The sequence below is a fragment of the Streptomyces cinereoruber genome (assembly GCF_009299385.1).
GTDB classification, from domain to species: domain Bacteria; phylum Actinomycetota; class Actinomycetes; order Streptomycetales; family Streptomycetaceae; genus Streptomyces; species Streptomyces bikiniensis.
Map to the genome: position 1 here is coordinate 279,855 of NZ_CP023693.1, position 25,355 is coordinate 305,209.

Here is a 25,355-nt window from a genome sequence, read left to right on the forward strand (position 1 = left end):
TGATGATCACGGATGTCCACGGGCGGGAACTGCGTTCCTTCCTGACCGTTGCGGAGGAGCTCCACTTCACCCGGGCCGCCGAGCGGCTGTACGTCTCGCAGCCCGCGCTCAGCAAGCAAATACGGGCCCTGGAACGTCATCTCGGCGCGTCCCTCTTCGAGCGCGACCGGCAGGGCGTGTCCCTCACCGCTGTCGGTACGGCCCTGCTGCCGCACGCCCGCGCCGTGCTCGCCGCCTGGGAAGCCGGCCACGAGGCGGTGCAGCGGGCCCGTGAGGCCGCAGACGGCACCCTCGTCGTCGGCATGAGCACCAGTCCCGGGCGCGGCGGACTGCTGCCCGCGATCCGCTCCCGCTTCACGGCCGCCCACCCGGAGGCCGTCCTCAAACTGCGACAGGTCGGCTGGGAGGACCCGACGGCTGGACTCGCCGACGGCTCCAGCGACGTGGCGTTCGTCTGGCTGCCGCTGGCCGGCGCGGAGCGCTTCCACCGGGTCGTCGTGGCCACCGAACCCCGGCTCGTCGCCCTTCCGGAGACACACCCACTGGCCGCCCGCACGCGCCTGGACTTCGCGGACCTGCTTGACGAGCCCTTCCTCGCCCTGCCGGACTCCGGGCCCGAACTGCGCGACCACTGGCTGGCCCTGGACTGCCGGGGCGGCCGCCCGCCGGCCATCGGCGGGGTGATCGCCGGCACCGACGAGACGTACGAGGCGCTCGTCGGCGGCCTCGGCGTCTGCTTGGTCGCGTCCGGCAACGCCCCACTCCTCGCCCGGGACGGCGTCGTGACCCGGCCCGTCGACGGCCTCACCCCCAGCAGCCTCGCCCTCGCCTGGCGCACGGACGACACGCGGCCCCTCGTCCGCAACTACGCCCACGCGGCGGCCGACGTCGCCGGGTCCTCGCGGTCGAACCCGATTGGCTGCGATTTCCAGGGTCTGATCGACGGGCCAGGATCAGGCAAGTCCTAGACCCTGTCCGATGAGTTCGCAGAGTGACCTCGGTCGGCTCCCAAGTGGGAGGAGTCGGCCGGGCTGTCCAACCCAGGTCTCCCCTTGCACGGATTTCGATGTACTGACGTGCCGCGGCCGTTACGCGCCTGGCTCACCGATCACAGGACGCCGGCATCTGTTGTGTTCGTCGGATCGTGGCGGATCGAAGCGGGTGCCCGCGGTGACGGCCTGCGGCGGCACAGCAGGTATCCGGTCAGCGCGGTGGCCAGGCCGGCGAGCCCGGCCGCGGCGAAGTCGCTCGCCGGAACGGACACGTCGACCGCCACCCCGGCGATCGGGGACCCGAGGGCGAAACCCGCACTCTGAGCGGAGGATTGCAGACCTGTTGCCTCACCTCGCACACCGGCCGGGGCCAGTCGGGTCACCGCATCGGCCAGCGCGGAAAGGACGGGGGCGGCAAGAAGCCCTGTGCCGAGGACCGCCACGCACAACCACGGCCATTCGCGGGCGAGCCCGACGGGAAGCGTCACGAGCCCGAGCAAGCCGAGCAGGAACCAGGTGGGCAGAGGCCGTGACAGCGCACCGTAGACGAGTCCTCCGATCACAGAGCCCGCGCCGAGCACGGCAACGACCACGGCGGCCCAGGGTGCCTGGCCTGTTTCCTCGAGCGTGGCAATGATGGCTGTATCGACGCCGCTGAGCAGCATCGTCGTACCGAACGCCCTCGTCAGCACGGCGACCATGCCGACGCCCAGCCACTCCCGTCGCGGGGGCTGTTCGGCCTCCGCCTCGTCCTCTGCCCCCAGTGGCGGGTTCAGCAGAGCCATCCCGGTCCCGCCGACCACGATCAGGGTCTCCAGTCCCCACGCCACCGCGCTGGGGCCCACCTTCGTGGCGCACAGGATCACGGCCGCCGGGCCCACGAGGTACGACAGCTCGCCCTGTACCGACTCCAGAAGCCGCTTCGTCAGCTGCTGGAGCAGCCCGCCCTCGCCGGTCAGCTGCAGGCCCTCCGCCTGGGCCCGGGAGACCAGCTCGTCGATCAGCCGGTCGTCCACCGCCTTCGACGGCGTCGACTCAGCCGGCTCGACAGCCTCGGTCACGTTCTCACTGGTCATCGGTGCATCCTCCATGATAGGGAGTTACACCGAACGATTTACAGTCCCGAGTTGTGGGCAATCCAGTCCGGTGGCTGAGGCTCGCCGCTGGTTCTGGGAGGACCAGTTGGTCGGTTCATGTCGATAGGGATCCGGATGGCTGTTCATCTGGCCGGAGGCAGCATGCTCAGGGACGGAAGGTGCGGCGGTAGGTGTCAGGTGGGACACCGACGCTGCGGTGGAAGTGGCGGCGCAGGGTGGTGGCGGTGCCCATGCCGGTGGCCGTGGCGATGGTGTCGACGGTGGCGTCGGTGGTCTCCAGGAGTTCCTGTGCGTGGCGGATGCGTTGGGTGTGGAGCCACTGCAGGGGTGTGGTGCCGGTCAGGTGTTTGAAGTGGCGGGCGAGGTGGCGTGAGCTCATGCGGGCCTGGCGGGCCAGGTGCTCCACGGTGAGCGGCTGGTCCAGTCGTTCCAGTGCCCAGGGGAACAGTTCTCCCAGGGGGTGATTGTCGGGCTCGGGCACGGGGGTGGAGATGAACTGGGCCTGACCGCCGTCGCGGTGGGGCGGGATGACCAGACGGCGGGCGATCTTGTTGGCGTTGGCTGATCCGTGGTCGAGGCGGACCAGGTGCAGGCACAGGTCCATGGCGGCGGCCTTGCCCGCGGAGGTGAGGACGTCGCCGTTGTCGACGTAGAGGACGTCTGGATCAACGGTGGCCTTGGGGTGGCGCCGGGCCAGTTCCCGTGTGTGAGCCCAGTGTGTGGTGGCGCGCCTGCCGTCGAGCAGTCCGGCCGCGCCCAGGACGAAGGCGCCGGTACACAGGGAGGCGACGCGGGCGCCCGCCGTGTGGGCGGCGCGCACCGCCTCGACCAGGTCGGCGGGCGGTTCGCGATCCGTGTCGGCCCAGCCGGGGACGATCACCGTGTCCGCGTGCGCGAGGTGGTCGAGTCCATGGTCGGGTTCGAGTCTGAACCGGTCGACGCGCACCGGGCCGTTCCCGCAGACCATGAAGTCGTACCAGGGGTCCACGATGTGGGTCAGGTCGGCGCCGAAGACCTCGACGGCCACGGACAGTTCGTAGTGGAGCATGCCGTCGGTGACGGCCAACGCGACAGCGGGCATGTCCGAAACTGTACGCGCCTTGTCGTTTCCGACTCTCGTGCGGGGTGCTGCCGCGAGGCCAGGATGTGGTTGTCATGCTGCGGCGGAACGACGGCGCAGCGGTATTCGCGTACACGGGAGCGGTCTCATGGGGTCAGGTCAGCTGGTGGCGGTGTTCGGCGCGTACGGTCACACCGGGAAGTTCGTGGTCGCGGAGCTGGCCGCGCGCGGGTTCGTCCCAGTGCCCTCCGGGCGCAACCCGCAAGCCCTGGGAAAGCTGGCCGACGAGCACGGCCTTGAGCCCCGGGTGGCATCGGTCGACGATCCGGCCTCGCTGGACCGGGCCCTGGCGGGAACAGTGGCGGTCATCAACTGCGCCGGACCCTTCGCGGCGACCACCGGTCCCGTGATCGAAGCCGCGCTCCGTGCGAAGATCCCCTACCTGGACGTGGCCGCCGAACTCGAAGCGAATCTCGACACCTTCGCCCACTACCGCGAACGGGCCCAGGACGCAGGAGCGGTGATCGTCCCCGCCATGGCCTTCTTCGGAGGGCTCGGCGATCTGCTGGCCACCGCGGCGATGGGCGATTGGGCCGCAGCCGACGAGGCCCACATCGCCTACGCGCTCAGCAGCTGGCACCCCACCGCCGGCACCCGCCTGTCCGGTGCCGTCTCCCGCGAGCGGCGCGGCGACGTCCGCCTGCGCTATCGCGGCGGACAGTGGGAGCGGCGCACCGACGCCGCGCCCACCCTTCGGTGGACCTTCCCGAAACCGATGGGACCCCGGGAAGTGATCGGGGAGTTCACGATGGCGGACGTGGTCACCGTCCCCCAGCACCTGTCCATCCCCGATGTGACCACCTACATGACCGCCGAGGCGGTCCGCGACGTCGCCGCCCCCCACACACCGGTCCCGACCGCCACCGACCCGAACGGGCGCTCCGACCAGACCTTCCTGGTCGACGCCGTCGTGCGCTCGGGCAAAGCCGAACGCCGGGCCACGGCCAGCGGCCAGGACATCTACGCCGTAACCGCACCTCTGGCCGTCGAGGCCCTCGAACGCGTCCTGACCGGCCGCACCAAGACCGTGGGCGTCGCCTCCGCTGGCGAGATCTTCGACGCCCCGGACTTCCTGCACGCACTCGCCCCGCACATCACACTCGACCTGCACCCGCAAAATGCCTGACCATGGCGCCAAGGCCGTGCCCAGGCAGGCATGCATTCCCGGAGATCAACCGAGTCACCGCTTTGATCACCGAGAGTCACCTTCTCGCTGGCCTTAGGCGGGGAATCTTTGACTGCCGCCCACAACTAAGGGCTGTCCCGTAACTCAAGGCGAAGGCCAGCGCGTCACCGCAGGCAGATCCGTTCGTCCGGTTGCGCCCCGACTCGCGGCCTCATCTGGAGCCGGGCCATGCAGGTCGAACCGGACACTGGCAGGCGGTATCTGGAGTTACGGGACAGCCTTTGCTCCAGGATCTGGTCGGGACGATGTGGCGGACGGGCCAGGCGGCCTGCTGCGCGGCCACCCGCTCGTGCAGTTCCCCGACGGCGTCGCCGAGCGGTCGCTCGAAGAGGGTCTTCACATCGGGCTCGTACCCGAAACGCTACTGCACACGTGCGTTGAGGTTCATGGCGAGAGAAGTGAGTGACCGCCCAGGTCCAGGAAGTTTCTCTCCAGGGAGACATCGGTCTCGAGGAATTCACTCACCCGGTCGACGAGCAGTTCCTGCATTTCTCGCAGGCTCTGGGGGGATGGAAACGGGCATTGCCGCCCTGCCCTCTCGTGGGGTCGCCGGTGAACCTCACCGGGACGTCGCCGTAACACAGGCCGGAGATTCCCCGAGCACTCCGCATCGGTTCATGCGGAACACATCTGCGGAGCGCGTTCGGCGTCGACTCTGACAGGCGTCGCGACCACGGCGGTAATGCCGATCTCTTGGGGGGTACGCGCCAGGAACACGTGCCGGAAGCAGTGCCGTCGGCCCCGCCGGACCGGGTTCCCGCGCCGACGGACCGGGGGTCACGGAGCCCGGGAGCGGCACCGTGCGGCGAGAGCCTCTGCGGCGGCCGGCACGCGCCTCCGTCATTCACCGAGCGCTCTCGGCGTCGGCGCTCCGGATCGAAGGAGCCTGCGGCGATGGCCGTCGTGCGGCCGGGAGCACAGCGGGCTGTGCGGCGGGCGGATCGTGCGCGGGACCGGGCAGGGCGAGTGGGTTCCACAGCAGGTCGTCCGCGGGATCGGCCACGACCCGCACGTTCACACCGTGATGGCGGCGCTTGCGGGAGAAGCACACCCAGTTGTCGCCGACCCGGTCGCATTCGGCAAGCGATGTCGACGGGTTCGGGGAGCACCGGGTTCTCGCCAGGGCGGCTTCGACGCGCCTCTCCCCCCACCCGAGTCCAAGCGGAGGAACCCAGGCGGGACCGGCTGAAGGGCATGCGCCTCCGAGGGGCGTCTTCGCAGGCCATGCCTGTCAGCGACGCAACCACACGGCACGGACCGGCGTCCGTTCCAGGCGTTCGTACGATCATGAACTCCGACGGAGGGTCCATCCATGACGGCAGCAGCCGCCCGCTACCTCTACCTCACGCGGCACGGTGAGGCGTCCGAGGACGAGAGCAAGTTGACGGACACCGGCCGCCACCAGGCCGTCCTGCTCGGGAAGCGGCTCCGTGAAGCCCCTTTCACGACCGTCCACCACGGCCCGCTCGCCTGTGCGGAGCAGAACAGCGCGACTGGTCTGCGAGCAGCTCAACGGTGTCGCCCTGCGATCCTGCGAGACGGTCGGCGGCTACACCCCCTACATGCAGCAACGCGAGGAGCTGCCGCCGGAATCGGCCGACGCCGTGGTCGGCCACTTGGCCCGGTTCCCGGCCGGGGAGCGCGAGAAGGGCCCGGAGCCGGCCCGGGCGGCTCTCGCACGGTTCACCCGGCCCTGTCGCTGGTGACGAGCCGCGCCACCACTTGTCGTCACCCACGACTTCCTCATCGGTTGGCTGCTCCGGGACGCCCCGGAGTGACGCTGGATGGGCATCAACCACGCCAATGCGGCACTCACCGTCATCCGCTGTGCACCCGGCCGGCCTCCGTCCGTGCTGTTCCACAACGGCATGGGCCACTTTCCCGCCGCCCTTCGCTGGACCGGCTTCCCGCCCGAACTCCACGTCCGAGTACGGCGCCCCTTCGTCGTCGAGCGGCGGCGGGTGGGGACAGAGGCAGAGCCGGTGACGGATCTGTCCGTCCGGTGCCGTTGCCCCTCGCGGGCGGCCGCGCAGGAGGTCTCGGCGTGCGGAAGCTCCAGGTGGACGAAGGAGTCGAAGCCGTTCTCGACCATGGTCGCGGCACGCTGTTCGACCGGCTCGCCGAGACGCTGGCGCGCGAGACCGCAGAAGGCGGGATGCGACATGGCCGCTCGGACCAGCTCGGTGTCCGCACCACAAGAACCCGTGCGGCCAGTTCCGCACCACGGCCACCCGGAGGAGACGTCAGACCCGCTCCAGAGGCCGGTGCGGCCCGCTGGGGAGCTCTGCTTCGATCGTGTCGCCCGGGTACACCGCGCCGCCCTGCTTCACGATGCTCATGACTCCGGCCCTGCGCACGACGTTCCCGTCCTCGTCGCGGCCGACGACCTGCTTCAGCAGTCCGTCCTGGAAGTTGTCGATCTGCAGGCAGGGATTGCGCAGGCCGGTCACCTCCAGCACCGCATGGTCGCCGATGCGAAGCAGCGTGCCGACCGGCAGACCCAGCAGATCGATGCCGCGGGTGGTGATGTTCTCGCCGAGGTCACCGGGCACCACCTCGAATCCCTCTGCACTGACCTCGGCGAAGAGCTCCTCATGGATGAGGTGGACCTGGCGCAGGTTCGGCTGGGTGGGGTCCTGCGCAACCCGGGAGCGGTGCTTGACCGTCACGCCGGCGTGCACATCACCCTCCACGCCGAGCCCGGCGAGGAGCATGATGCTGTCCCGGTTCGGCTTGGTGAACGAGTACTCGCCGTTGCTGCTGACTGCTGTGACCGTTCCGCTCATCGTCGGACCCCCTCCAGTGACAATGGTCAGCCACGACCCTAACCCTCGGGCTTCGGACCACAGCAGTCGCGATCAATCGCGAGTGGGACCGTTGGACTCAAGTGGATCAAGGTCACGGGGCAGGACGAGGTGCGGTTCGGCACCTCGCCGATCCGAGCGGCCGACGTCCCGCTCCACCGCACCCCCGACGTTGACGCGCATCCCGAGATCCCTGGAGGCCCCGGGCAGACCGCCCGGGTGGAGGGCTCGCCCGGGCCCGTCTTCGGCTATCTCGCACCGTGGACGGGGGAGCTTGCCCGGGCGGACCGTCGAACGAGGCGATCAACCGGAAACGCCCGTGCGCAACAGCTTGCCCAAGACGGCGTTCGACATCTCGTCATTCGGTTCGTGGGAGGGGTCCGGGCCGGATCGGGTTGCCGGTCGGCCGTGGGTGGGCCGGCGGACCATGGTGCCGACCGCGGCCCGACGGATCACGGCCTCGGAGTGTGCCGGTGGCGATGAACCGCTTCGGGACGCAACCTCATGACCACCGGCAGGGCCCTCGCAATGGAACGGTGGGTTCGTGCCCGCCGTCCCGGCTTGACGGCTTGACGGCTTGACATCGTGAGGCGTCCGGACAGCACCGTTCACCGGGCCGAGCCGCGGCAGTTCGGCGAACCGGTCACCGTCCTGCGCATGCCTGAAATTTCTCGACACCGTTTCACCACCGCACGAGAGCCCTGGATTCCACTGGCACCCAGACCTGATCCGACAAGACGATCATCGTCCCACCACATCAACGCTTGGGGTGATCCCGACGTGGCCGGCTCGATCACGGCGCCCGGAGGTGTACGACCGAACCGGAAGCGACGGGCGGACGGCACGGTCGGAACCCTCTCGCCGTTTCAACCCCGATCGCTCTGCCGCGCCTCGTCGTCCTTCGACGACTTCCGGCTGGCGCAACATGAGGCGTCAACAAGGGTTTAGACTCATCGTTTAAACTTGGAAAAGCGATCCAATCCGAGGGTGTCAAGGTGCGTGTCGGGTCGTAGGACCCGGCAACGGCACGTCGAACGAGCAGAAGCCGGAATCGCCCATGAACGCCGAGCAGCACTTGGCCGTCACCGCCCCCGACCTGTACGACCGGTCCGGAAAGCGCTACCCCCTGGACGAGTGCCGCTGGCGGGGCGAGGACTGCGGCCCCCTCGCCGTCAGCGCACTGCCGGGCTTGCGCCCCGAGCAGATCGACACCGCCGAACGGTCCCTGTGGCGTTACCGGGCGGTCCTGCCGGTCGAGGCCGCCCGCCGGGTGAGCCTGGGCGAAGGATGCACGCCGATGGTCCCGGTCGAATGGGCGGGCCAGCGCGTTCACTTCAAGCTGGAGTGGTTCAACCCGACCTCCAGTTTCAAGGACCGGGGCGTATCGGTGATGATGTCGCACCTCGTGGCGCACGGCGCCGAGCGCGTGCTGGAGGACAGTTCGGGCAACGGCGGTTCTTCGGTGGCCGCCTATGCCGCCGCTGCCGGCGTCCGCGCCAAGATCATCGTTCCCGCCGCCACCTCGGAGGCCAAGATCCTCCAGGCCCGCGCTTACGGAGCGGAGGTCGAGCTGGTGGGCGGCACCCGCGACGAGGTCTCGGACGAGGCGATCCGCCAGTCGGAGCGGATCCCCTACGCCAGCCACAACTGGCACCCGATGTTCCTCCAGGGCACCAAGACCATCGCCTACGAGATGTGGGAGTCCCTCGGCTTCACCGCTCCCGACAACGTCGTCCTGGTGGCCGGTGCGGGCAGCACCGTCATCGGGTGCGACCTCGCCTTCGGCGAGCTGCTCGGCGCCGGCCAGATCGACCGGCGCCCGCGCCTGTTCGTCGGACAGCCCGAGCACTGGGCGACCATCGCCGACACGTTCAACGGCATCGATCCGGCCGGACGTGGTGAACGGGTCCCGACGATCGCCGAGGGCGCGTCGATCGCCCGTCCTGTCCGGTTGCCTGAAGCGGTGGAGGCCATCCGCCGTTCCGACGGCGCCGCCTACGCCGTCCCGGAGGCGGAGATCTACGCGGCGGTCCGCGCACTGGGCGCGCGAGGTCTGTACGCCGAGCCGACCAGCAGCGTCGCTGCGGCGACCCTCGATCACTTCCTCATGACGGGCGACATCGCGCCGGGCGAGACGACCGTGGTCGTACTGACCGGTGCGGGACTGAAATCCGCCGAGAAGATGGCCTCGGTCTTCGCCGGGCCCAGCAACTGAGCCCGCGCCGGAGAAGGAGAGCGCAATGACACACCCCTCCCAGGACGATCCGACCGACGAGGACCCCGTACGGGAGGAAGAGCCCCTCGCAGCCGAGGACGAGCACCTCGTACGGGAAGCCGAGCGCATCGCCACCGCCGTCGGACGCATGTTCCCGGGCCTGTGCGAAGTCGTCCTGCACGATCTGCGCCGGCCCGACAACGCCATCCGCGTCATCGAGAACAACCTGTCCGGGCGGCAGGTCGGCGACTCCGCCACCGAGTTGGGGCTGCGCCGCATCGCCGATCCCGACTACCCCGGCGTCATCCAGAACTACAGCAATCGGTTCGCCGACGGACGCCCTGCGAAGAGCACCTCGATCGGCATCAAGAACGCCGACGGGCGTTACATCGCGGCCCTCTGCCTGAACCTCGACGTCAGCACGCTGTCCCCGCTGGCGCTGACCCTGGCCAACCTCGTCGCCACGGACGTCGAACGCTCGGGTGAGGAGCTGGAGACGCTGCGCGACCGCACCGGACGCGAACTCCGTTCGGCCATTGACACCTTCGCCGCCCGGTATTCCAGCACTCCTCGCAGCCTCAACCGCGACCGGAAGCGGGAACTGGTCCGGCAGCTGCACCGCGAGGGGTTCTTCGAGACCCGCAGTTCCGCACAGCTCATCGCCGACCGGCTCGGTGTCTCCCGGGCGACCGTCTACAACTACGCGAAATAGCCGAGGACCCATGTCGGGAACGAGGCCCTCGAAGCTAGGAGCTTGCTCGCACTCCGCACACAGGCATGGACGGTTCCCTCGCTGGTGCGGAAACCCGCTGCGAGCTTCGCGCAGGTGGTGTGCTCACGCGGGCGCACCGGGGCGATGACCGCACGCGGTGAGGGCCGCAGCCCGCGCCGGCGGTCGCCGCCATGGACGAGGCGGCCCGGTGGTACTGCGCCCGGAGTGCATCCGGGCACCGGATCCGGCCCGTGCCCGCCATTCAGCGCAGCGAGAGCGGACGTGCGGCCGGTTCTTCCGCCTCCGCCACCGACAACTCATTGAGTATCCGTACTCATGTGCGGGGTCCGTCCCGGCCTCATGCTGACCTCATGCGGTCAACGGACCGTCGTGGGCATCGGGTGGTGGGCATGGGACGCGGAAGAGAGCCGTCGGCCGGTCAGCAGGTCGGGGTCTGCCTGGCGCTCTTCGTCCTCGACTTGACGGTCATTGCCTGGTTGGTGTTCGGCTACGGGATGGCCGGCTGGGCAGACGGTTACGACCGGGACAACCCGTCCGATGCGCCCGGGACGGCGTGGCAGGGAATGTGGCTCCTGGCCGGTGGTGCGGTCGTCACGGGCGGCAGCCTCCTTGCCCTGCGGTGGCGCGCCCCGGGCATCATGCAGTTGCTCGTCCTGGGAATCGGAGCCGGACTGCTCGGGGCCTTGGCCCGTTCCGGTTAGGGAGCCTCCGCCAAGGAATTACCCTCCGCTCGGTGACCGGCCATTGCCAGAAGCCGAAGGCCTGCAAGAACGTGCCGCTTCCGAGCAGCCGTCACTGTCATGACCACATCGACACGAAGCCGACGCGCCGCCGGTCTTCCGTGTGGTTTGCCGTGGGGCACGGGCCCCGGCCCTCCACCGCTGCCGACGACGCGGGCCTGTCCGGCCGGCCTCGGGGCGACGGCAGGTCCGTGGAGCCTCTCCGGTCGAGGTCGGGGCGACCGCGGTCCTGGACCGGGTCCGGGCGCCTGCGGGCAGGGGCGCACAGCAGGCGGGCGGGGGGGCTCACCCGGTCCGCGCGCGCCCGCCGTTCAGGCGATTTCCGCCGCTCGCCATCGGCATACGTATGTGGTACGGGAAGGTCTCCGGCAGAGCGAATGCCACTCCGAGGGGATCTTCACCATGGCGCTGGTGGTCAGTTTCGTCGGGACGAGTCCGATCCCGCAGTCGGGCGCGGGCAGCTCGTACCGGATCTGGCAGTACAAGGTCGACGGCACGGGGGCGGAGATCCCGAACGGCCTGCGCATGGCCCTGGCCCTGCCGGGCGGCCTCCAGGTGGTGGAGCCGAGCCTGTACGCGGGCGTCAGCGAGCTGAACGGCTCCTTCCTGTGGGACGACCCGGCGTCGGGCCTCCACTTCGTGGGGCGTACGGCGACCTCGCCCGGCAGCCTCACGATCTCCTTCGTGGCCCCGGCCCGCACCTCCACCGGCAGGATGCAGCTCTTCAAGTCGGCGTCCGGCGCGGACTGGACCGCCGCGCCGTTCGCCACGGTCTCGGGCGGCACCGCGGCCCCGGGTCAGAGCATGGTCATGCCGGCCCCGGGGGCGCCCGCGTACACCGGTCAGCCCGTGCACGACTTCGCGGGCACCCTTCCGTACGCCAGTGAGCTCCTCGGGGTGTACCAGCCGCTGGTGGGCTGGCTCGGCGCCCAGTCCTCGATGTCGACCGCGGCCGCGAACCCGGACTCGGCGTACGCGCGGCTCGCTCCGGACAGCTTCCGCGGGGACGGCGCGCGGAGCCTGGGCGACGAGGCCCTGGCCGCGCTCGCCGGGCGGTTCGCGGCGCAGGCGGCGGGCGGGCTCTCGCCGGTCGGACTGGTCAACCTCTTCCGGGAGTACTTCTTCGAGTTCGACACCTTCCTCGGCGTACCGGCGGGGCATGTCTGGGTCAGCCCCGGCGGCTCGGTGGAGGTGGTCGAGACGAGCACGCGCCGCACGCTCGTCGAGAGGACGGCCGAGGTCTCGGAGGAGGTCACCCGCAAGACGGAGGAGAGCCTGACCGAACAGGACGACGTCGCGGACGCGGTCAAGGAGGAGAACGCGAGCGACACGAAGCTGGGCGTCAGCGCCACGGGCGGGGTGAACGCGAAGATCTACCACGCCGACGCCAGCCTGAGCTTCAGCACGCAGAGCACCGCCAGACGCGGCTCGGAGGCCACGCACAAGCAGACGCGCACGCAGACCGCCAAGGCGAGCAGCGAGATCAAGCGGAACTTCAAGACCACCTTCAAGACGGTGACCGAGTCGACGGACACGTCGAGCCGGCGGTACTTCCTGCAGAACAACACCGCCGAGCTCGTCAACTACGAGATGCGGCGCAAGATGCGCAAGGTCGGAGTGCAGCTCCAGCACGTGGGCACGCGGCTGTGCTGGCAGGTGTACCTCGGTGATCCGGGCGTCGACCTGGGGCTCGGGGACATGGTCCACGTGGTCGAGGCGCCCGACCTGACCGCCGTGCCAAGGCCGGAGAGGCTGCCCGACCTGGAGGACAAGCTGATCCCCTTCCACTTCGACATCCCCTTCCTCCACAACGACGGACCGGACGACGAGGGCGAGCTCACCTACACCCCGAACCCCACCGTCCCCTGCCGCGGCATCAACACCACGGCCGTCGGGGCCGACGACACGGTGCAGTTCTGCTTCACCAAGCCGCTGCCCCCGCCCCCGCCGGACTACGAGCTCACGGGCATCGCCTCGATCGAACGGCACGGCGCCCGGGTCGAGTTCGCCCCCTTCGATTCCGCCGACCTGGTGCCCAACCCGGACACGACCACCACCCCGCACAAGCTCAAACTGCGGCTGACGTACGCGAACTGGCAGGGCAAGCCCTCCCTGCCCTTCGACGCGATGCTCACGTACAAACCCACGGCCGCGGCGGTCGCCAGGCGCAAGCAGGCCAACGACGACGCGGAGGCCGCCTACCGCAGGCAGGTGGAACGGCTCCAGCACGAGGCGTACGGCAAGGCGGTGCGCGAGCGGCTGCGGCTGGTCAGCCAGATGCGTTCCCGGCCTCCGGAGGACCTGCGCAGCGAGGAGCGCCGGTGGGTGTTCCGCAATCTGATCCGGAAGCTGCAGAACAGCGGGCACTATCCGGCGCCGCTCTCGGCCGGGGCGCCCGCGAGCCTGCCGTACGCGGAGGCGGAACAGATCCAGCGGTTCTTCGACGTGGACGAGATGCTGTACTTCGTGGCCCCCGACTTCTGGCGGCCGGGACCGCTGGATCCCCCGCCCGTCACCCGGGACAGCGTCGGCAGGTATCCCGTACCGCCGGCGCAGGAACCGGTCCCGGCGCCGGGCACCGTGGCCCTGCCGCTGGCCGGACAGACGGTGGCGGGCTGGTACTCCCGTGCCGACGAGTACAAGGCGGCGGGCGGGCGGGTCCCGCCGGTGTCCGAGTACCGGGTGGACTATCTGATCACCGAGCAGACCGATCCGGCGCCGCTGGGCAGCTCCCTGGGCTGGCTGATCCAGATCGACGCCGACGCGCGGCGCAACGAGTTCCTCAACGCGGCCTGGGTGAAGGCCGTCATGCCCGTCCGGCCGGGGCAGGAGGCCGCCGCGCTGGCCTGGCTGAAGGGGGTCGAGGGCGAGGCCGGGCTGGACGTCCCGTACACCCTCCAGGAGGGGGACCCGGAATCGTTCGGGGGGAAGAAGATCGGTGAGGTGCTGGTCCTGGTCGCGCAGGAGCTCAAGGAGTCGAACTCCGACCACCGCAGGACGGCGGACTCGGAGAAGGTGTTCGAGAGTGGGTTCGACCCGCTGGAGGGCGGGTTCCGGCCCGCCGAGCCGTACCAGGTCTTCGACCAGTGGGTGGAGGTGCTGCCGACCGACCAGGTGGCGGCCGTGGCCGTGCGCTACGACCCCAAGACCGGTCAGCAGCTCTGACGTGCGCGTCACGGTCGACGTCGGCGACGTCAATGGCACGCCGCTGCCCGGCGCGCGGGTGACCCTCGTGTTCACGGCTCCGGGGCCGCTGCCGACGAGCCTCACCGTGCGGCCGGGCGAGGCGGTGGACGTCACGCTCGCGAGGGACGAGATCGAGGTCACGGTCGTGATGGACGGGTTCGCTCCCGAACGGTTCGTGTTCGGGAGCGAGGGCGCCGGCTCGGGCTGGCTGTCGTCCAACCCCGCGGGGCAGGCCTTCCTGCTGGGCCCCGAGCTCCACGTGAACACGGTGATCGGCACGGTCCGTCCGGCACCGACCGTGGCTGTGGACCCGAGCCGGCCCCTGCCGGACGATCCGGGGGCCGCGCTGGTCGACGACGTGGGCGAGGCCGACTGGATCTACCGCGGGGCCCGGCACAACCGGGAGACGATCCACCGCCTCGACGATCCGGTCTTCGGCGACCTCACCGCCACGGAGTGGAAGCGCTTCAAGCACTCCGTCGTCCCCGTCGACCCGGCCCGCCTGGGCCGGTTCGTGCTCTTGGAGTACGGGGCCCAGCCCCGGACGGCTCCAGGCAGCGGGTCAGGAAGCGGTGGGGGCGGGGACGCGAGGCTGCCGCGGTTCCTCACCGGCGCCTGGGTACCGTACAAGCCCCTCGGCCCGGCCCCGGAGGTGGTCGTCTTCTACTCCCCGCCGACCTTCCCCGACCGCGGCTACCCACCGGACTCGTATCCCTTCCTGGGCGCCTACCCGTACGCCGTCACAGCGCCCCGGTACCCGAAGAGCGCGGAACAGCCGTACGCCGGCATCCTCGTCAACTACCTCCTGGTCGGCTACAAGATCGTCTACCAGATGCTGGCGGCCGGCCGGAACCCGGTGGTCATCATGCCCAGCCAGCCCAGCACGGACTGGGGCCCGCTGGACACCCAGCCCGGCCTGGCCCGCCTGATCAAGGAGGTGCTCCGCTTCCTGTACGCGCGCCGGCTCGTGGCCGCTCACAGCGCGCCGCAGGTGAAACTCCGTCTGCTGAACGGCCGTACGCACCTGTTTCCCTGGGACGGACCGCGGGGCTCCGGGCAGCTGCCCGGGCGGTTCACGGCCACCGTCTCCGGCTTCAGCGCGGGGATCAACGCGGTGGTGAAGCTGTGCACCGCAGACCGGCTCGACGAGAAGCGTTACCCGCCGGAGCTCTTCCACTCACCCGCCGCGCACCTCACGGGCAACTGGCGGGAGTTGTGGGACGTCGACGGCGTGGACAGCCGGGGCAGGCAGCACATGGTCGCCGCCTTCCGCGGCTGGCTCGCCGGGCCCGGCGCGGACCGGCGCAGCCTGCGCGCCTACCACTCCCAGGACACGTACTCCGGTCCGGAGAACGGCCTCGTCCCGCAGGACCGCGTGGTCCGGAAGCCGTCCACGCCCGTGAGGGGCGTGTACGTGGAGGAGGGCAGCACGGAGGACGGGCGCGTGACGTGGGTGCACTTCTCCAACCCGACGCTGCTGGGCGACGTGAAGGCCCCCGGTCATCAGAAGACCATCCCGGAGTTCGGCACCCTCGACGCGCACCACATGGTCCCGGCCATCGCTTTCGGACACGCGGCCCGGTTCCCGCTGCGCTGAGTGCCGCGTCGTACGTCCCGGGACGGCACCGGCGCTGTCGCGCGGACGGTCGTGGTCGGCGGCGAGGCGATGCCCGGCGCCCGGGGCGGTCGTCCTCAGGAGGAGGGCGTCGGAGTCGGTTTCGTCGGCGCGGCCGGCGTCGCCGGGATGGTGTAGACGTGCTCGGGGCTGACCACCTCGGTGACCGCCTCCGCCACCACGGTGCTCGGTTCCTGTCCGTCCGGGGCCGCGTCGTCGGTGTTGAGCACCACCACCATGGTGGCCCGTGCCTCGGGCAGGTAGACCGTCACCGACTCGTAGCCGGGCAGCGAACCGTTGTGCCCGATCCACCCTTCGGTGAGGAAGATGCCCATGCCGTAGCCGATGCCGGGGGCGAACGTGCTGCGCGGCACGAGTCGCTCGGCCTGCGTGTTCGGCTCCAGCAACGTGCCGGTGGCCACCGTGCGGGCCCAGGAGCGCAGATCGCGGACGGTGGAGATCATGGCGCCGGCCGCCCATGCCCAGGACGGGTCCCAATCGGTCGCGATCTCCTGCGCCGGTCCGCCGCCCTGATCGGTATAGCCCTGGGCGTGCGGCTGCGGGAACTCCGCCCCGGTCGGCAGGAAGGTGTCCGGCAACCCGGCCGGCCCGGTGATGTTCTCCCGCAGGAAGTCCTTCAGCGGCTGTCCGGAGACTTTCTCCACCACCAGCCCCAGCAGGATCAGGTTGGTGTTGCTGTACTCGAAGCGCGCGTCGGGCTGGAAGTTGACCGGGTGCCGGAAGGAGTAGTCCAGGAGTTGCTGCGGGGTCAGCGGCTGCCGGGGATTTCCCAGGAGCTGCTTCTGGAAGTCCGGGTCCTCGCTGTAGTTGAACAGACCACTGCGCATGTCGGCCAGGTCCCGCAGGGTGATCTTCCCGCCGTTCGGCACCCCGTCGACGTACTTCCCGATCGGATCGCCCAGCTCCAGTTCGCCCCGGTCGACCAGTTGCAGTATCGCCGTCACCGTGAAGGTCTTGGTCTCGCTGCCCATCCGGGTGTTGAAGTCCGTGCGCATCGGCGCCCCGGTGGCCTTGTCGGCAACGCCGTAGGCGCGCACGTACTCGCCCTTGCCCGGCGCCGACAGGGACACGATCGCTCCCGGCGCCCCGACCTCCTTCAGGGCTCCGCGGACCGCCGCGTCCACCTGGGCGCGCACCTGCGGCGTCAGCGTGCGGAACGCCCCGTCGGACGACGGTGAAGGCTGCACCTCGGAGGGGAGCGCGGTCGCGAGGACGCCCGGTGGGCCCTGCGCCGCGTACGCCGCACCGGTCGAGGCCGGCAGCGCCAGGGCCACCACCAGGGCCGCGCCGGCGCGCACGTCCCGCCGGCGGAAGAGCGAACCGCTCATGGAGAGCCTCCTTCAACACGAGGAGTGACTGCTGAAAAGTCTAGGTTCGTCACGCTTCATCCGCATGGCCGAACGGAGCCCTGGCCGCCGTGGTCGACGTCCCTGCCGCAGGATCCCGTCCCCATCGAAGTCGTCCGCCACCGGCGCGTTCCCCGAGGCGGGCGGTGACGCGCTTGCCGCGGGGCCCGGCTCGATGGGCAGCCCCTCGGTGATCGCCTCGATGATCTCCGGTCCGTGCCGGCCGACGCGTCCCGAGCGCTCGGAAGGGCGGGGGCGCTGTCCCGTATGACGGACACCAGCAGGGTCCGGTCGCATGCACGCCGCGAGACAGGCAGGTCGTTCTCGGTGCGGGTCTGGCCCAGGAAGAAGGCGGCCCGGTGACGGCCACACCCGGATCGCGGAGAACATCGCCCCGCATGGACCCGGGTCGGGCTTCGGGGAGGGTTGGACGGAAACGTATGCGCGGACGGCTGCCGGGCATGGCCCTCACGCCGGGTTCGGCACCTCGGACAGGGCGAGGCGGGCGGTGACGCGCTTGCCGACCGGCTCCCGCTCCACGAACAGCTTCTCGGCGACCTTCTTGATGATCTCCAGGCCGTGCTGGCCCACCCTGCCGGGATCCGCCGCGCGCACCACCGGAACGGCCGGGTCGCTGTCCCACACCACGACGTCCACACCCTCGGCACCGGCGCGCAGCTGCATCAGGACGGGCCCCAGGGCGTACTTGTGGGCGTTGGTCACCAGTTCGCTGACGACCAGCTCGATCGAATCCCGCACCCGCTGCGACACCTGCAGACCGTACTCGCTACGCATCCGGTCCAGAAAAGCCGCGGCGTGACGTCTGGCGACCCCGATGCGACCGCCACCGCCCTCCAACGTGTAGTCGGCACGCACCAGATGTCCTTCCGAAGAGGGATGGGCACCACCGTCATAACCTGCATCGAGTTCCACTGGATCCGTCCTCCCTCACGTTCACGCAGTGCAGCTACCCGGCCGGATGATCCTTAAATCGGCGCAGGTCGATCATGCCGCCGTCCGGGTGTGGCCGGTGTTGACCGGTGAGGCAGAATCGTCCGCATGGACCGGGCCCGGACAAGCCTGAGCGGAGTTGGTGAGACCATGGTCGGCAACGAGAGGACGGACCACGCCGAAAGGCTGTCCGTAGCACACCGCGTGGTCGACGGCATACGTGTCGTGACCCTGCGAGGGGAGATCGACCACACCGCCAAAGGCCTCCTGGCCGGTGTCCTGGTTCCCGAGGGCGATGCGGCGCTGCCGCCCAGGGTGGTGGCGGACCTGGAGGGGGTGACCTTCATGGACTCCAGCGGCATCAACTCCTTCATTCTCGCCCACCAGCACCTGACCGCCGCGCATGGCTGGCTGCGCATCGCCGGCGCCCAGGAAGCCGTCCGGCGCGTCCTGGGCCTGGTCGGCGTCGACACCGTCATCGACTGCCACCCCACCGTCGAACAAGCCCTGGACGGCTGATCCGCAGCACACCGTGAAACGCCGGGCAGAGGCAGCCACCCGGGCGTACGGACGACCGCCCCCTTGGCACGCCGAGTGGGCCAGGCGGGGTGGTCGGCGTGGTGGTGTTCGATGTCGTCCCCGTACTCCCTGTCCCACGCCCCGAACGAACCGGCCGACCGTCTCGGCCGCCGCGACACTCCTGTGACGGCCTTCCTGGCACGCCACCGTGGGACGGACGGGACGGCCCGCGGACGTCTCGTCGGCCAAGAGCCCTGCTGAGCGAGGAGATGGACACTCTTCGGTTGCGTCCCGGAGGGTGCCCAGAGCACCAGGGCCGGCTCGCGCACGTCATATCAGCACGGGCTGGCGCGGAATCCGTCCGCCCCGGCCGCAGCCATGGTTCTCGGGGCCGGGACCGGAACACGCCGGGCGGCTCGCACCATCGCCCCATGGTGCGAGCCGCCCGACAACCAGAGAACCTGCCACCAGGCCCGTCTGTTCAGAGCGGTCCCATGCGCTCCACCCCCGCGTACCTCCGAGCCCCGATTCCACTCCCCGCCCCCGAGGAAGCCGGTCAAGGCGTGTTGCCGGTGTCGCGGAAGCGGCAGGCGGCACCCGCGCCCGGCCTTGCGCGCCTCGCCGGGGCCGGGTCGCACGGCGTTCGGCCCCCGGACCACCAGCCGAGTTCGGTGGTCGGGCCGACGCCGTCGTCGACCTCCTCGGCACGCCACCTGCGCGTGGCCAGCAGGAGGCCGCCGTCACCACCGCCTCGATCCTGCTCCGGATCCGGCTTCTGTAGACGATCTCTAGTGCTGGCGGGCACGGTCGGGGGCCCGCCGGACGCCGATGGCGGCCAGGACGGCGCCGGCCGCGCAGAGGACTCCCGCGGTCAGGACGGCGGTGTGGACGCCGTTCATGAAGGCCTGGTGGCTGCCTTCGAGGATCGCTGTCCTGAGTTGCGCGGGTGCGCTGGTGGCGACGGGGGCGATGCCCATGGCGACCGCGTCCTTGGCCTCCAGCAGTGCGGTGGCGGCGGGGGCAGGGACGCCTGCAGAGGTGAGTTCGCCGGTGAGGGTGGTGCCGACGCGGCCGGTGATCAGGGAGACGAGGACGGAGGTGCCCAGGGCGCCTCCGACCTGGAGGGCGGTGGCCTGCAGTCCGCCGGCGACGCCGGCGTCCTTGACGGGGGCGTTGCCGACAACGGCGTCGGAGGAGGAGGCCATGACCATGCCGACGCCGAGGCCGAGGGCGATGAACGGCGGCCACATGAGGCCGTAGGCGCTGTCCGCCTCCCAGGCGAGCATGGCGAAGCACGCGACGGCCTGGAGGACCATGCCGAGGGGCATGGTGAGGCGCGGTCCGAACCTGTCCGTGAGCGCGGCGCCGAGCGGGGAGGCGACGACGGAGGCGAGGCTGAGCGGCAGGGTCCGGACGCCGGCCTCCACCGGGGTGAACCCACGGACGTTCTGCAGGTAGATCATGACGAAGAAGATCACGCCGAGCAGGACGAAGAAGTTCAGCGCGGTGATGACCGTACCGATGGTCAGGGCCGGGTCGCGGAACAGGCGCATCGGCAGCAGAGGTGCGGCGATCCGGGTCTGCCACCGGCCGAAGAGCACCAGAACCAGCAGGCCGGAGCCGATGGCGCCGAGCGTGCCGGCGGAGGCCCAGCCCCAGGTCTCCCCCTTGACCACGCCGAAGACGAGCATGAGCAGTCCCAGGGCGAGCAGGACGACGCCGAGGACGTCGAACCTCTCCTTCGCGGCGTGTTCGTTCTTGCTCTGCGGGAGGACGGCCGCGCTGAAGGCGAGGGCGATGACGCCGATGGGGGCGTTGACGTAGAAGACGGACTCCCAGCTGACGTGCTGGACGAGGAAGCCGCCGACGATGGGGCCGAGGGCGGTGGAGACCGAGGAGACCATGGCCCAGATGCCGACGGCCATGCCGAACTTCTTCGGCGGGAAGACCGCACGAAGCAGGCCGAGTGTGTTGGGCATCAGCAGGGCGCCGAAGAAGCCCTGGAGGGCCCGGAAGGCGATGACGCCCTCGATGGAGCCGGCCAGGCCGATGGCGACGGAGGCGAGGGTGAAGCCCGCGACGCCCACGAGGTAGAAGGTGCGGCGGCCGAAGCGGTCGCCGAGCTTGCCGCCGAGGATCAGGGCCGCGGCGAGGGCGAGCAGGTAGGAGTTGGTGACCCACTGCAGGTCGGAGGTGGAGGCTGCGAGGTCGCGGCCGATCTCGGGGTTGGCGATCGAGACGACGGAGCCGTCGAGGCCGACCATGAACAGGCCGAAGGCGACGGCGACCAGGGTCAGCCACGGGTTGGAGCGGCGGTCGTTCGCCTTCTCGGCGGGCGGGGAGTGGGAGGGTTCGGCCAGGGTGCCGGCGGAGGGCATGCGTGTGTTCTTTCGTCGTGGTGGAACGCCGAGTCGGCGCACGGCGCCGTGGGGGCGGCCGGCTGCGACGGACAGGGAGAGAAAAGGGGCACGAGGGCCCGGCGTGCTCACGGGGCGCACCGCGGGAACACGCCGCAGGCGCCGAAGGGGTTCAGCGCGCGGTGTGCAGGTGCTCGCGGAGTGACTGGAGGGATCCCAGGGCGGAGCCGAGGGCGTCGAGTTCGCCGTCGGTCATCGTCCGCAGGATCTGCGCGGCGTGCTCTCCCATGAGCTGCGTGACCTCGCCGAGCCGCCGCTGGGCGACCGGAGTGAGGTGGAGGCGGGCGATCCGCTTGTCGGCGCCGTCCTGGCGGCGCTCGAGGAGCCCCTGCTCGGTGAGCTGGGTGACCAGCGCGCTGACGTTGTTCGGCTTCATCCGCACCGCTTCGGCGGCGTCACGCACCGTGGTGCCGCCATGCGTCTCGACGTACCGCAGCAGCGTGAGCTGGGCGTCGGAGGGCTTGGGATGCGGATAGTGCTGGTCGACGTGCCGCTCGAAGGCCCGGGTCAGCGCGGGCAGGCACGCCACGAGGCCGAGGGCCAGGCGGTCGATGTCCTGGTGGGAAGCGCTGTGCGGGGGCATGTTCAGAATTTAGCTATGCATACATACGCATGTCAAAGGATTCGGCTTGCGTCCGGCTCGGCCCGAGTCACCCGGGCCGCGAGCCGACTGAACCGTTTCCCCCGGATCGCTTCGGAGGGCGCTGGTCGTCGGTGCGGCATGGGAGGGTCATGGGCATGACGATGCCGGGGGGCCGGACGGCGAGTTTCCCGCACGTGTGCGGGTGGTCGACGCGCGTGCTTGGTCGGGGCGACAGCTGATGGGGTTCTTGCCGCGGTGGACGACGACGCATACCTGGATCCCGTCTTCGTCGCCGGCCGCCACACGATGCGGTCGCCGACGGGGGGCTGCTGGCCCCGACGACGATTCGGGAGGACGAGGATGGCCTCGGTCCCGTCTCCTACCAGGAGCTCATCGAGTCGCCGGAGTTCCGGGCCGCGCCCGCCGCGGTGCACTCGGTCCGCGTGAACGTGACGCTCGGCACCGTGGACTTCGCCGAGTTCGCCGCGGCCGCTTCCGCGGAGTCCGATCGGGTTCTGCGGTCCATCTGACCGGTGTAGCCGGCAGCCGTTGTCCTGGAAGGCGCGGGTCGTTCGTCGGGGCGTGTTGTTGACTGATGTGCGGTGGGCGCGGATCGAGCCGTTGTTGCCGGATCGGACGCCGAGGCGGAGTGTGCGCCGGCGGGATCACCGGCGGGTGATCGACGCGATCGTGTTCGAGTACCGCACTGGGGACTCCTGAGGACAGCCGGGCCGTGTCCTCGTCCTTGACGTCGTGGCTCCGGTCACCCCCGCCCCCGGGTGCACGCCACCGTCACGGTTCAGCAGCGTGTCCAGCGTGCACAGACTGTCGCGAGGGGTGCCGCGCACCACCGTCGCACCGATCCCCGCCACCTGGCCATTCACAGAGTTCAGGCAGGTCAGGACCGTTTGCAGTCGTAGCACCTCAGCGAGGGCCCGGTGTTGATGCTCTTGACAAGGACGACGAAGCGCAGCCCGTCGACGGAGGCGCGCATCGTCACCTGGGCCGTCCTCGACACGACCGCCGTCCTGCTCACCCGGGGTACGCCGAGGCCCGGCGCGTGCCCCGCGCACAAGCCCCCTGCGCGGCCCTGAGGCGGGCCCGGGCCAGCTTCTGCCGGCCCTTCACCTCTTCGCCATCGGGGGTGAGATCAAGCCGTCCTTTCGTCACCCGGTCGGCTCACCAGGATCTAGAGTGTGCGCGTGACCGAGGAGAACCACGCACTCATCGCCGGCCGCTACCAGCTGGTCGAACGTATCGGCCAAGGCGGCATGGGCCGGGTCTGGCGCGGGCTTGACCAGCAACTCTTCGGACGCGAAGTCGCCATCAAGGAGATCCTCTTTCCCTCGGGCATGACCGAGGCCGACCGCGAGGCACTGCTCAGGCGGTTCATCGGCGAGGCACGTGCAGCGGTCACTCTCAGCCACCCGGGGGTCATCACCGTCCATGACGTCGTGGAGCACCGCGGCGCCCCCGTCATCGTCATGGAGCTGATCCGCGGCCGGTCCCTGGCCGCCGAGATCCACAGCCACGGCCGGCTGCCCGTACGGCGGGTGGCGGAGATCGGCGCCGCCGTGCTGGACGCGCTGACCGAGGCCCACGCGGCGCGGATCGTCCACCGCGACATCAAGCCGGACAACGTGCTCCTGGCCAAGGACCGGGTCGTCCTGACCGACTTCGGCATCGCCCACCTCGCCGACGCCACGACCAAGCTGAGTCACAGCGGGACCGTCATCGGCACCCCGCAGTACATGCCGCCGGAGCAGCTCGACGGCAAGCGCCCGACTCCCGCCAACGACCTCTGGGCGCTCGGCGCCACCCTGTACCACGCCGTCGAGGGCCACCCCCCGTTCGAGGCGGAGGGCCTCCACGCCCTCGCCGTGGCCGTGTTCACCCGTCCGCACCGGCCGCCGGTCCACGCGGGCCCGCTCGCCCCGCTGCTGGACGCGCTGCTCACCAAGGACCCGGCTGAGCGCGTGGGCGCCGCGGAGGCGGCCGGGATGCTCAGGGCCGTACGGGGCTCCGCCCCCTCCCCCACCGGCCCGGACCGCGGCCCCGGCTCCGCGCGGGAAGCCGAATCGGGCGGTGGACCGGAACCCGCTCCCGGCCCGAACGCGACTCCGGCGCCGGACGCGCCGGTGGAGCCGTCCTCCGTCCCGACGATGCCCGGACGGGCCCCTTCGTCGACACCGTCCGTACCGACCCCCACCGTCCCCGACTCCTCCGGGGGCGGCGCGGGCCCCGCCCGTCACCGCGTGCCCGACCGGCCGACCGCGCCGCCGGTCGTCGCGGCCCCGGACGAGCAGCCGCCCGCACTCGACGCGACGGCTCCGCCGGAGCGGGCCGACCGGACGCCCAGGGGGCCCCGGGGCCTCACCCGGCGCTCCGCGATCCTGGGGACGGCGCTCGCCGTGCTCGCCACGGGCTCGCTCCTGACCTGGTCCCTCACCCGCGACGACGACCCGCGGGGCGGCGGGACGGACGGCAGCGGGTCGGCGGCCTCCTCCTTCACCGTGCGGATCGGGGTGGACGCGCCCCTCAGCGGCGGACTCTCCTCGATGGGCACCGGCATCAGGAACTCCGCCGAACTCGCGGTCCGGACCGCCAACGAGACCGGACACGTCCCCGGCGTGACCTTCGAGCTGACGGCCGTGGACGACGGGGCCGATCCCGCCAAGGGCGCGGCCAACGCCACCCGGTTCGTTTCCGACGACAAACTGGTCGGCGTCGTCGGCCCGCTCAACTCCGCCGTCGCCCACACCCTGGTGCCCGTGCTCTCCCGCGCGGGCGTGGTCAACGTGTCGCCGGGCAACACCGACCCCGCCCTGACCCTGGGCCCCGACTGGGCCACGGGCACCCGCGCCCGACAGCACCCCACCTACTTCCGGACGATCGGCACGGATGCCGACCAGGGGCCGTTCGCCGCCCGGTACCTGCACGGCGTCGGAAAGACCAAGCTCTACGTGGTCGACGACGCGAGCCTCCACGGGACCGTCGTCGCCTCCGGCCTCACCGCCGAATGGAAGAGGCTCGGGGGGACCGTCGTCGGCACCGAGCGGGTCGACCCCGCAGAACGCGACTTCGCCGGCCTCGCCCTCCGGGTACGGTCCTCGGGGGCCGAAGCCGTCTACTTCGGCGGCTATTACGACACCGCGGCACCCCTGTCCCAGCAGCTCAAGCAGGCGGGCGTGACCGTCCCCCTCATGGGCGGCGACGGCATCTTCGACCAGGCGTACCTCACCGGGAACCCTCGTGCCGACGGCGACCTCGCGACCCAGATCGGCGGACCGGCCACGGAGTCGGCGGCAGGACGCGACTTCCTGGCCCGGTACGAGGAGGCGGGCTACGCGCAGCCACCCGGCTGGTACGGCCCCTACGCGTACGACGCGACCTGGGCCCTCATCGAGGCGGTGAAGGCGGTGGCGGAGTCGAACGGCGGCACTCTCACCGGCAACACCCGCGCGAAGCTGCCGCGGGCCGTCGAGCATCTGACCTTCGACGGCGTCACCGGCCCCGTAGCCTTCGACGGGGCCGGTGACGCCGTCAACCGCCGACTGACGGTGTACCAGGTGGACGGCGGAAACTGGCAGGTCAGGACGAGCGGTTCTTCCACCCCGTAACGGGGCGCCCCCGGCTTCCGCCACCGGGCCGCCGCAGGTGGCCGAGGTGCGCCGTCCGTCCCGATTCCGTAGGGCTGCGGATTCCGCCTCACGGGCAGCCCGTCACCAGCCGGGGCCCGGCCGACCCACCGGCTTTCCACACCTCCGTCGTGGAGCGGCTCACCCGGACGCATCACCGTGTGACGGAATCCCCCGGTGTCCCGGTCCCAG

General features: G+C 70.7%; 18 protein-coding genes and 3 pseudogenes. 12 read left to right on the top strand and 9 right to left on the bottom strand.

Annotated features, from left to right (window positions below; genetic code table 11):
• Positions 1–2 precede the first annotated feature (2 nt).
• The gene (locus CP977_RS01305) at positions 3–968 is read left to right on the top strand and encodes a LysR family transcriptional regulator (protein WP_152371474.1); all 966 of its coding nucleotides are present in this window, start codon (positions 3–5) and stop codon (positions 966–968) included.
• 140 nt (positions 969–1,108) lie between these two features.
• Here CP977_RS01305 and CP977_RS01310 read toward each other — a convergent pair whose 3' ends face one another.
• The 3 genes and pseudogenes from CP977_RS01310 to CP977_RS01315 all read right to left on the bottom strand — a co-directional run bounded on the left by CP977_RS01310 (position 1,109) and on the right by CP977_RS01315 (position 3,170).
• A complete protein-coding gene (locus CP977_RS01310) occupies positions 1,109–1,777 on the bottom strand; it encodes an MFS transporter (RefSeq protein WP_423625778.1) in 669 nt (222 codons plus the stop codon).
• Positions 1,761–2,068: pseudogene (locus tag CP977_RS35440) on the bottom strand (IS256 family transposase); the annotation flags it as partial. The gene CP977_RS01310 and the pseudogene CP977_RS35440, both read right to left, overlap by 17 nt.
• A gap of 166 nt (positions 2,069–2,234) precedes the next feature.
• Positions 2,235–3,170, bottom strand: a complete 936-nt coding sequence (locus CP977_RS01315; RefSeq protein ID WP_152369459.1) for a helix-turn-helix domain-containing protein — start codon at positions 3,168–3,170, stop codon at positions 2,235–2,237.
• A 127-nt stretch (positions 3,171–3,297) separates the two neighbouring features.
• Between CP977_RS01315 and CP977_RS01320 the strand changes: the two genes are divergently transcribed.
• Positions 3,298–4,335 carry a saccharopine dehydrogenase family protein gene (locus CP977_RS01320; protein WP_183953289.1) on the top strand — a complete coding sequence of 346 codons (1,038 nt, stop codon included), beginning with the start codon at positions 3,298–3,300 and terminating at the stop codon, positions 4,333–4,335.
• Positions 4,336–5,707: 1,372 nt separating this feature from the next.
• Positions 5,708–6,320, top strand: a pseudogene (locus CP977_RS01325) (histidine phosphatase family protein); the annotation flags it as partial.
• A gap of 318 nt (positions 6,321–6,638) precedes the next feature.
• Here the strand turns inward: CP977_RS01325 and CP977_RS01330 are convergent.
• Positions 6,639–7,181 carry an MOSC domain-containing protein gene (locus CP977_RS01330; RefSeq protein ID WP_062760859.1) on the bottom strand — a complete coding sequence of 181 codons (543 nt, stop codon included), beginning with the start codon at positions 7,179–7,181 and terminating at the stop codon, positions 6,639–6,641.
• A gap of 1,075 nt (positions 7,182–8,256) precedes the next feature.
• Between CP977_RS01330 and CP977_RS01335 the strand changes: the two genes are divergently transcribed.
• The 5 genes from CP977_RS01335 (at position 8,257) to CP977_RS01355 (ending at position 15,670) form a co-directional block, all read left to right on the top strand.
• Positions 8,257–9,414: a threonine synthase gene (locus tag CP977_RS01335; RefSeq protein ID WP_152369460.1), complete on the top strand. Its 1,158-nt coding sequence runs from the start codon at positions 8,257–8,259 to the stop codon at positions 9,412–9,414.
• Between the two features lie 25 nt (positions 9,415–9,439).
• The gene (locus CP977_RS01340) at positions 9,440–10,126 is read left to right on the top strand and encodes a helix-turn-helix transcriptional regulator (protein ID WP_079131629.1); all 687 of its coding nucleotides are present in this window, start codon (positions 9,440–9,442) and stop codon (positions 10,124–10,126) included.
• A 410-nt stretch (positions 10,127–10,536) separates the two neighbouring features.
• Positions 10,537–10,848: a DUF6234 family protein gene (locus CP977_RS01345; RefSeq protein WP_208421846.1), complete on the top strand. Its 312-nt coding sequence runs from the start codon at positions 10,537–10,539 to the stop codon at positions 10,846–10,848.
• Positions 10,849–11,298: 450 nt separating this feature from the next.
• Positions 11,299–14,052 (top strand): hypothetical protein, encoded by a 2,754-nt coding sequence (locus CP977_RS01350; RefSeq protein WP_208421845.1) that lies wholly within the window; start codon positions 11,299–11,301, stop codon positions 14,050–14,052.
• A 1-nt stretch (position 14,053) separates the two neighbouring features.
• Positions 14,054–15,670, top strand: a complete 1,617-nt coding sequence (locus CP977_RS01355; RefSeq protein WP_152369461.1) for a hypothetical protein — start codon at positions 14,054–14,056, stop codon at positions 15,668–15,670.
• Between the two features lie 95 nt (positions 15,671–15,765).
• Here the strand turns inward: CP977_RS01355 and CP977_RS01360 are convergent, their stop codons facing one another.
• Both CP977_RS01360 and CP977_RS01365 read right to left on the bottom strand, forming a co-directional pair.
• Positions 15,766–17,037: a serine hydrolase domain-containing protein gene (locus CP977_RS01360; protein WP_152369462.1), complete on the bottom strand. Its 1,272-nt coding sequence runs from the start codon at positions 17,035–17,037 to the stop codon at positions 15,766–15,768.
• A 486-nt stretch (positions 17,038–17,523) separates the two neighbouring features.
• Positions 17,524–17,850 (bottom strand): ATP-binding protein, encoded by a 327-nt coding sequence (locus CP977_RS01365; RefSeq protein WP_221331368.1) that lies wholly within the window; start codon positions 17,848–17,850, stop codon positions 17,524–17,526.
• Between the two features lie 306 nt (positions 17,851–18,156).
• On the opposite strand from CP977_RS01365, the gene CP977_RS01370 reads away from it, so the two are divergent.
• Entirely contained in the window at positions 18,157–18,525 is a 369-nt protein-coding gene (locus CP977_RS01370; RefSeq protein WP_062760865.1) for an STAS domain-containing protein, read from the top strand.
• Positions 18,526–19,313: 788 nt separating this feature from the next.
• Here the strand turns inward: CP977_RS01370 and CP977_RS01375 are convergent.
• Together CP977_RS01375 and CP977_RS01380 are read right to left on the bottom strand one after the other, a co-directional pair.
• Positions 19,314–20,903, bottom strand: coding sequence for an MFS transporter (locus tag CP977_RS01375; RefSeq protein WP_062760866.1), 1,590 nt, complete (start codon positions 20,901–20,903; stop codon positions 19,314–19,316).
• Between the two features lie 151 nt (positions 20,904–21,054).
• Positions 21,055–21,525, bottom strand: a complete 471-nt coding sequence (locus tag CP977_RS01380; RefSeq protein ID WP_062760867.1) for a MarR family winged helix-turn-helix transcriptional regulator — start codon at positions 21,523–21,525, stop codon at positions 21,055–21,057.
• A 428-nt stretch (positions 21,526–21,953) separates the two neighbouring features.
• On the opposite strand from CP977_RS01380, the gene CP977_RS35445 reads away from it, so the two are divergent.
• Together CP977_RS35445 and CP977_RS35450 are read left to right on the top strand one after the other, a co-directional pair.
• The gene (locus CP977_RS35445; protein ID WP_372460663.1) at positions 21,954–22,055 is read left to right on the top strand and encodes a hypothetical protein; all 102 of its coding nucleotides are present in this window, start codon (positions 21,954–21,956) and stop codon (positions 22,053–22,055) included.
• Between the two features lie 67 nt (positions 22,056–22,122).
• Positions 22,123–22,245 (top strand): transposase, encoded by a 123-nt coding sequence (locus CP977_RS35450; RefSeq protein WP_353795887.1) that lies wholly within the window; start codon positions 22,123–22,125, stop codon positions 22,243–22,245.
• A 56-nt stretch (positions 22,246–22,301) separates the two neighbouring features.
• Here CP977_RS35450 and CP977_RS35315 read toward each other — a convergent pair.
• A pseudogene (locus CP977_RS35315) lies at positions 22,302–22,513 on the bottom strand (Tn3 family transposase); the annotation flags it as partial.
• 214 nt (positions 22,514–22,727) lie between these two features.
• Between CP977_RS35315 and CP977_RS35320 the strand changes: the two are divergent.
• Positions 22,728–25,145 carry a bifunctional serine/threonine-protein kinase/ABC transporter substrate-binding protein gene (locus CP977_RS35320; RefSeq protein ID WP_152369463.1) on the top strand — a complete coding sequence of 806 codons (2,418 nt, stop codon included), beginning with the start codon at positions 22,728–22,730 and terminating at the stop codon, positions 25,143–25,145.
• The last annotated feature ends 210 nt before the right edge of the window (positions 25,146–25,355 follow it).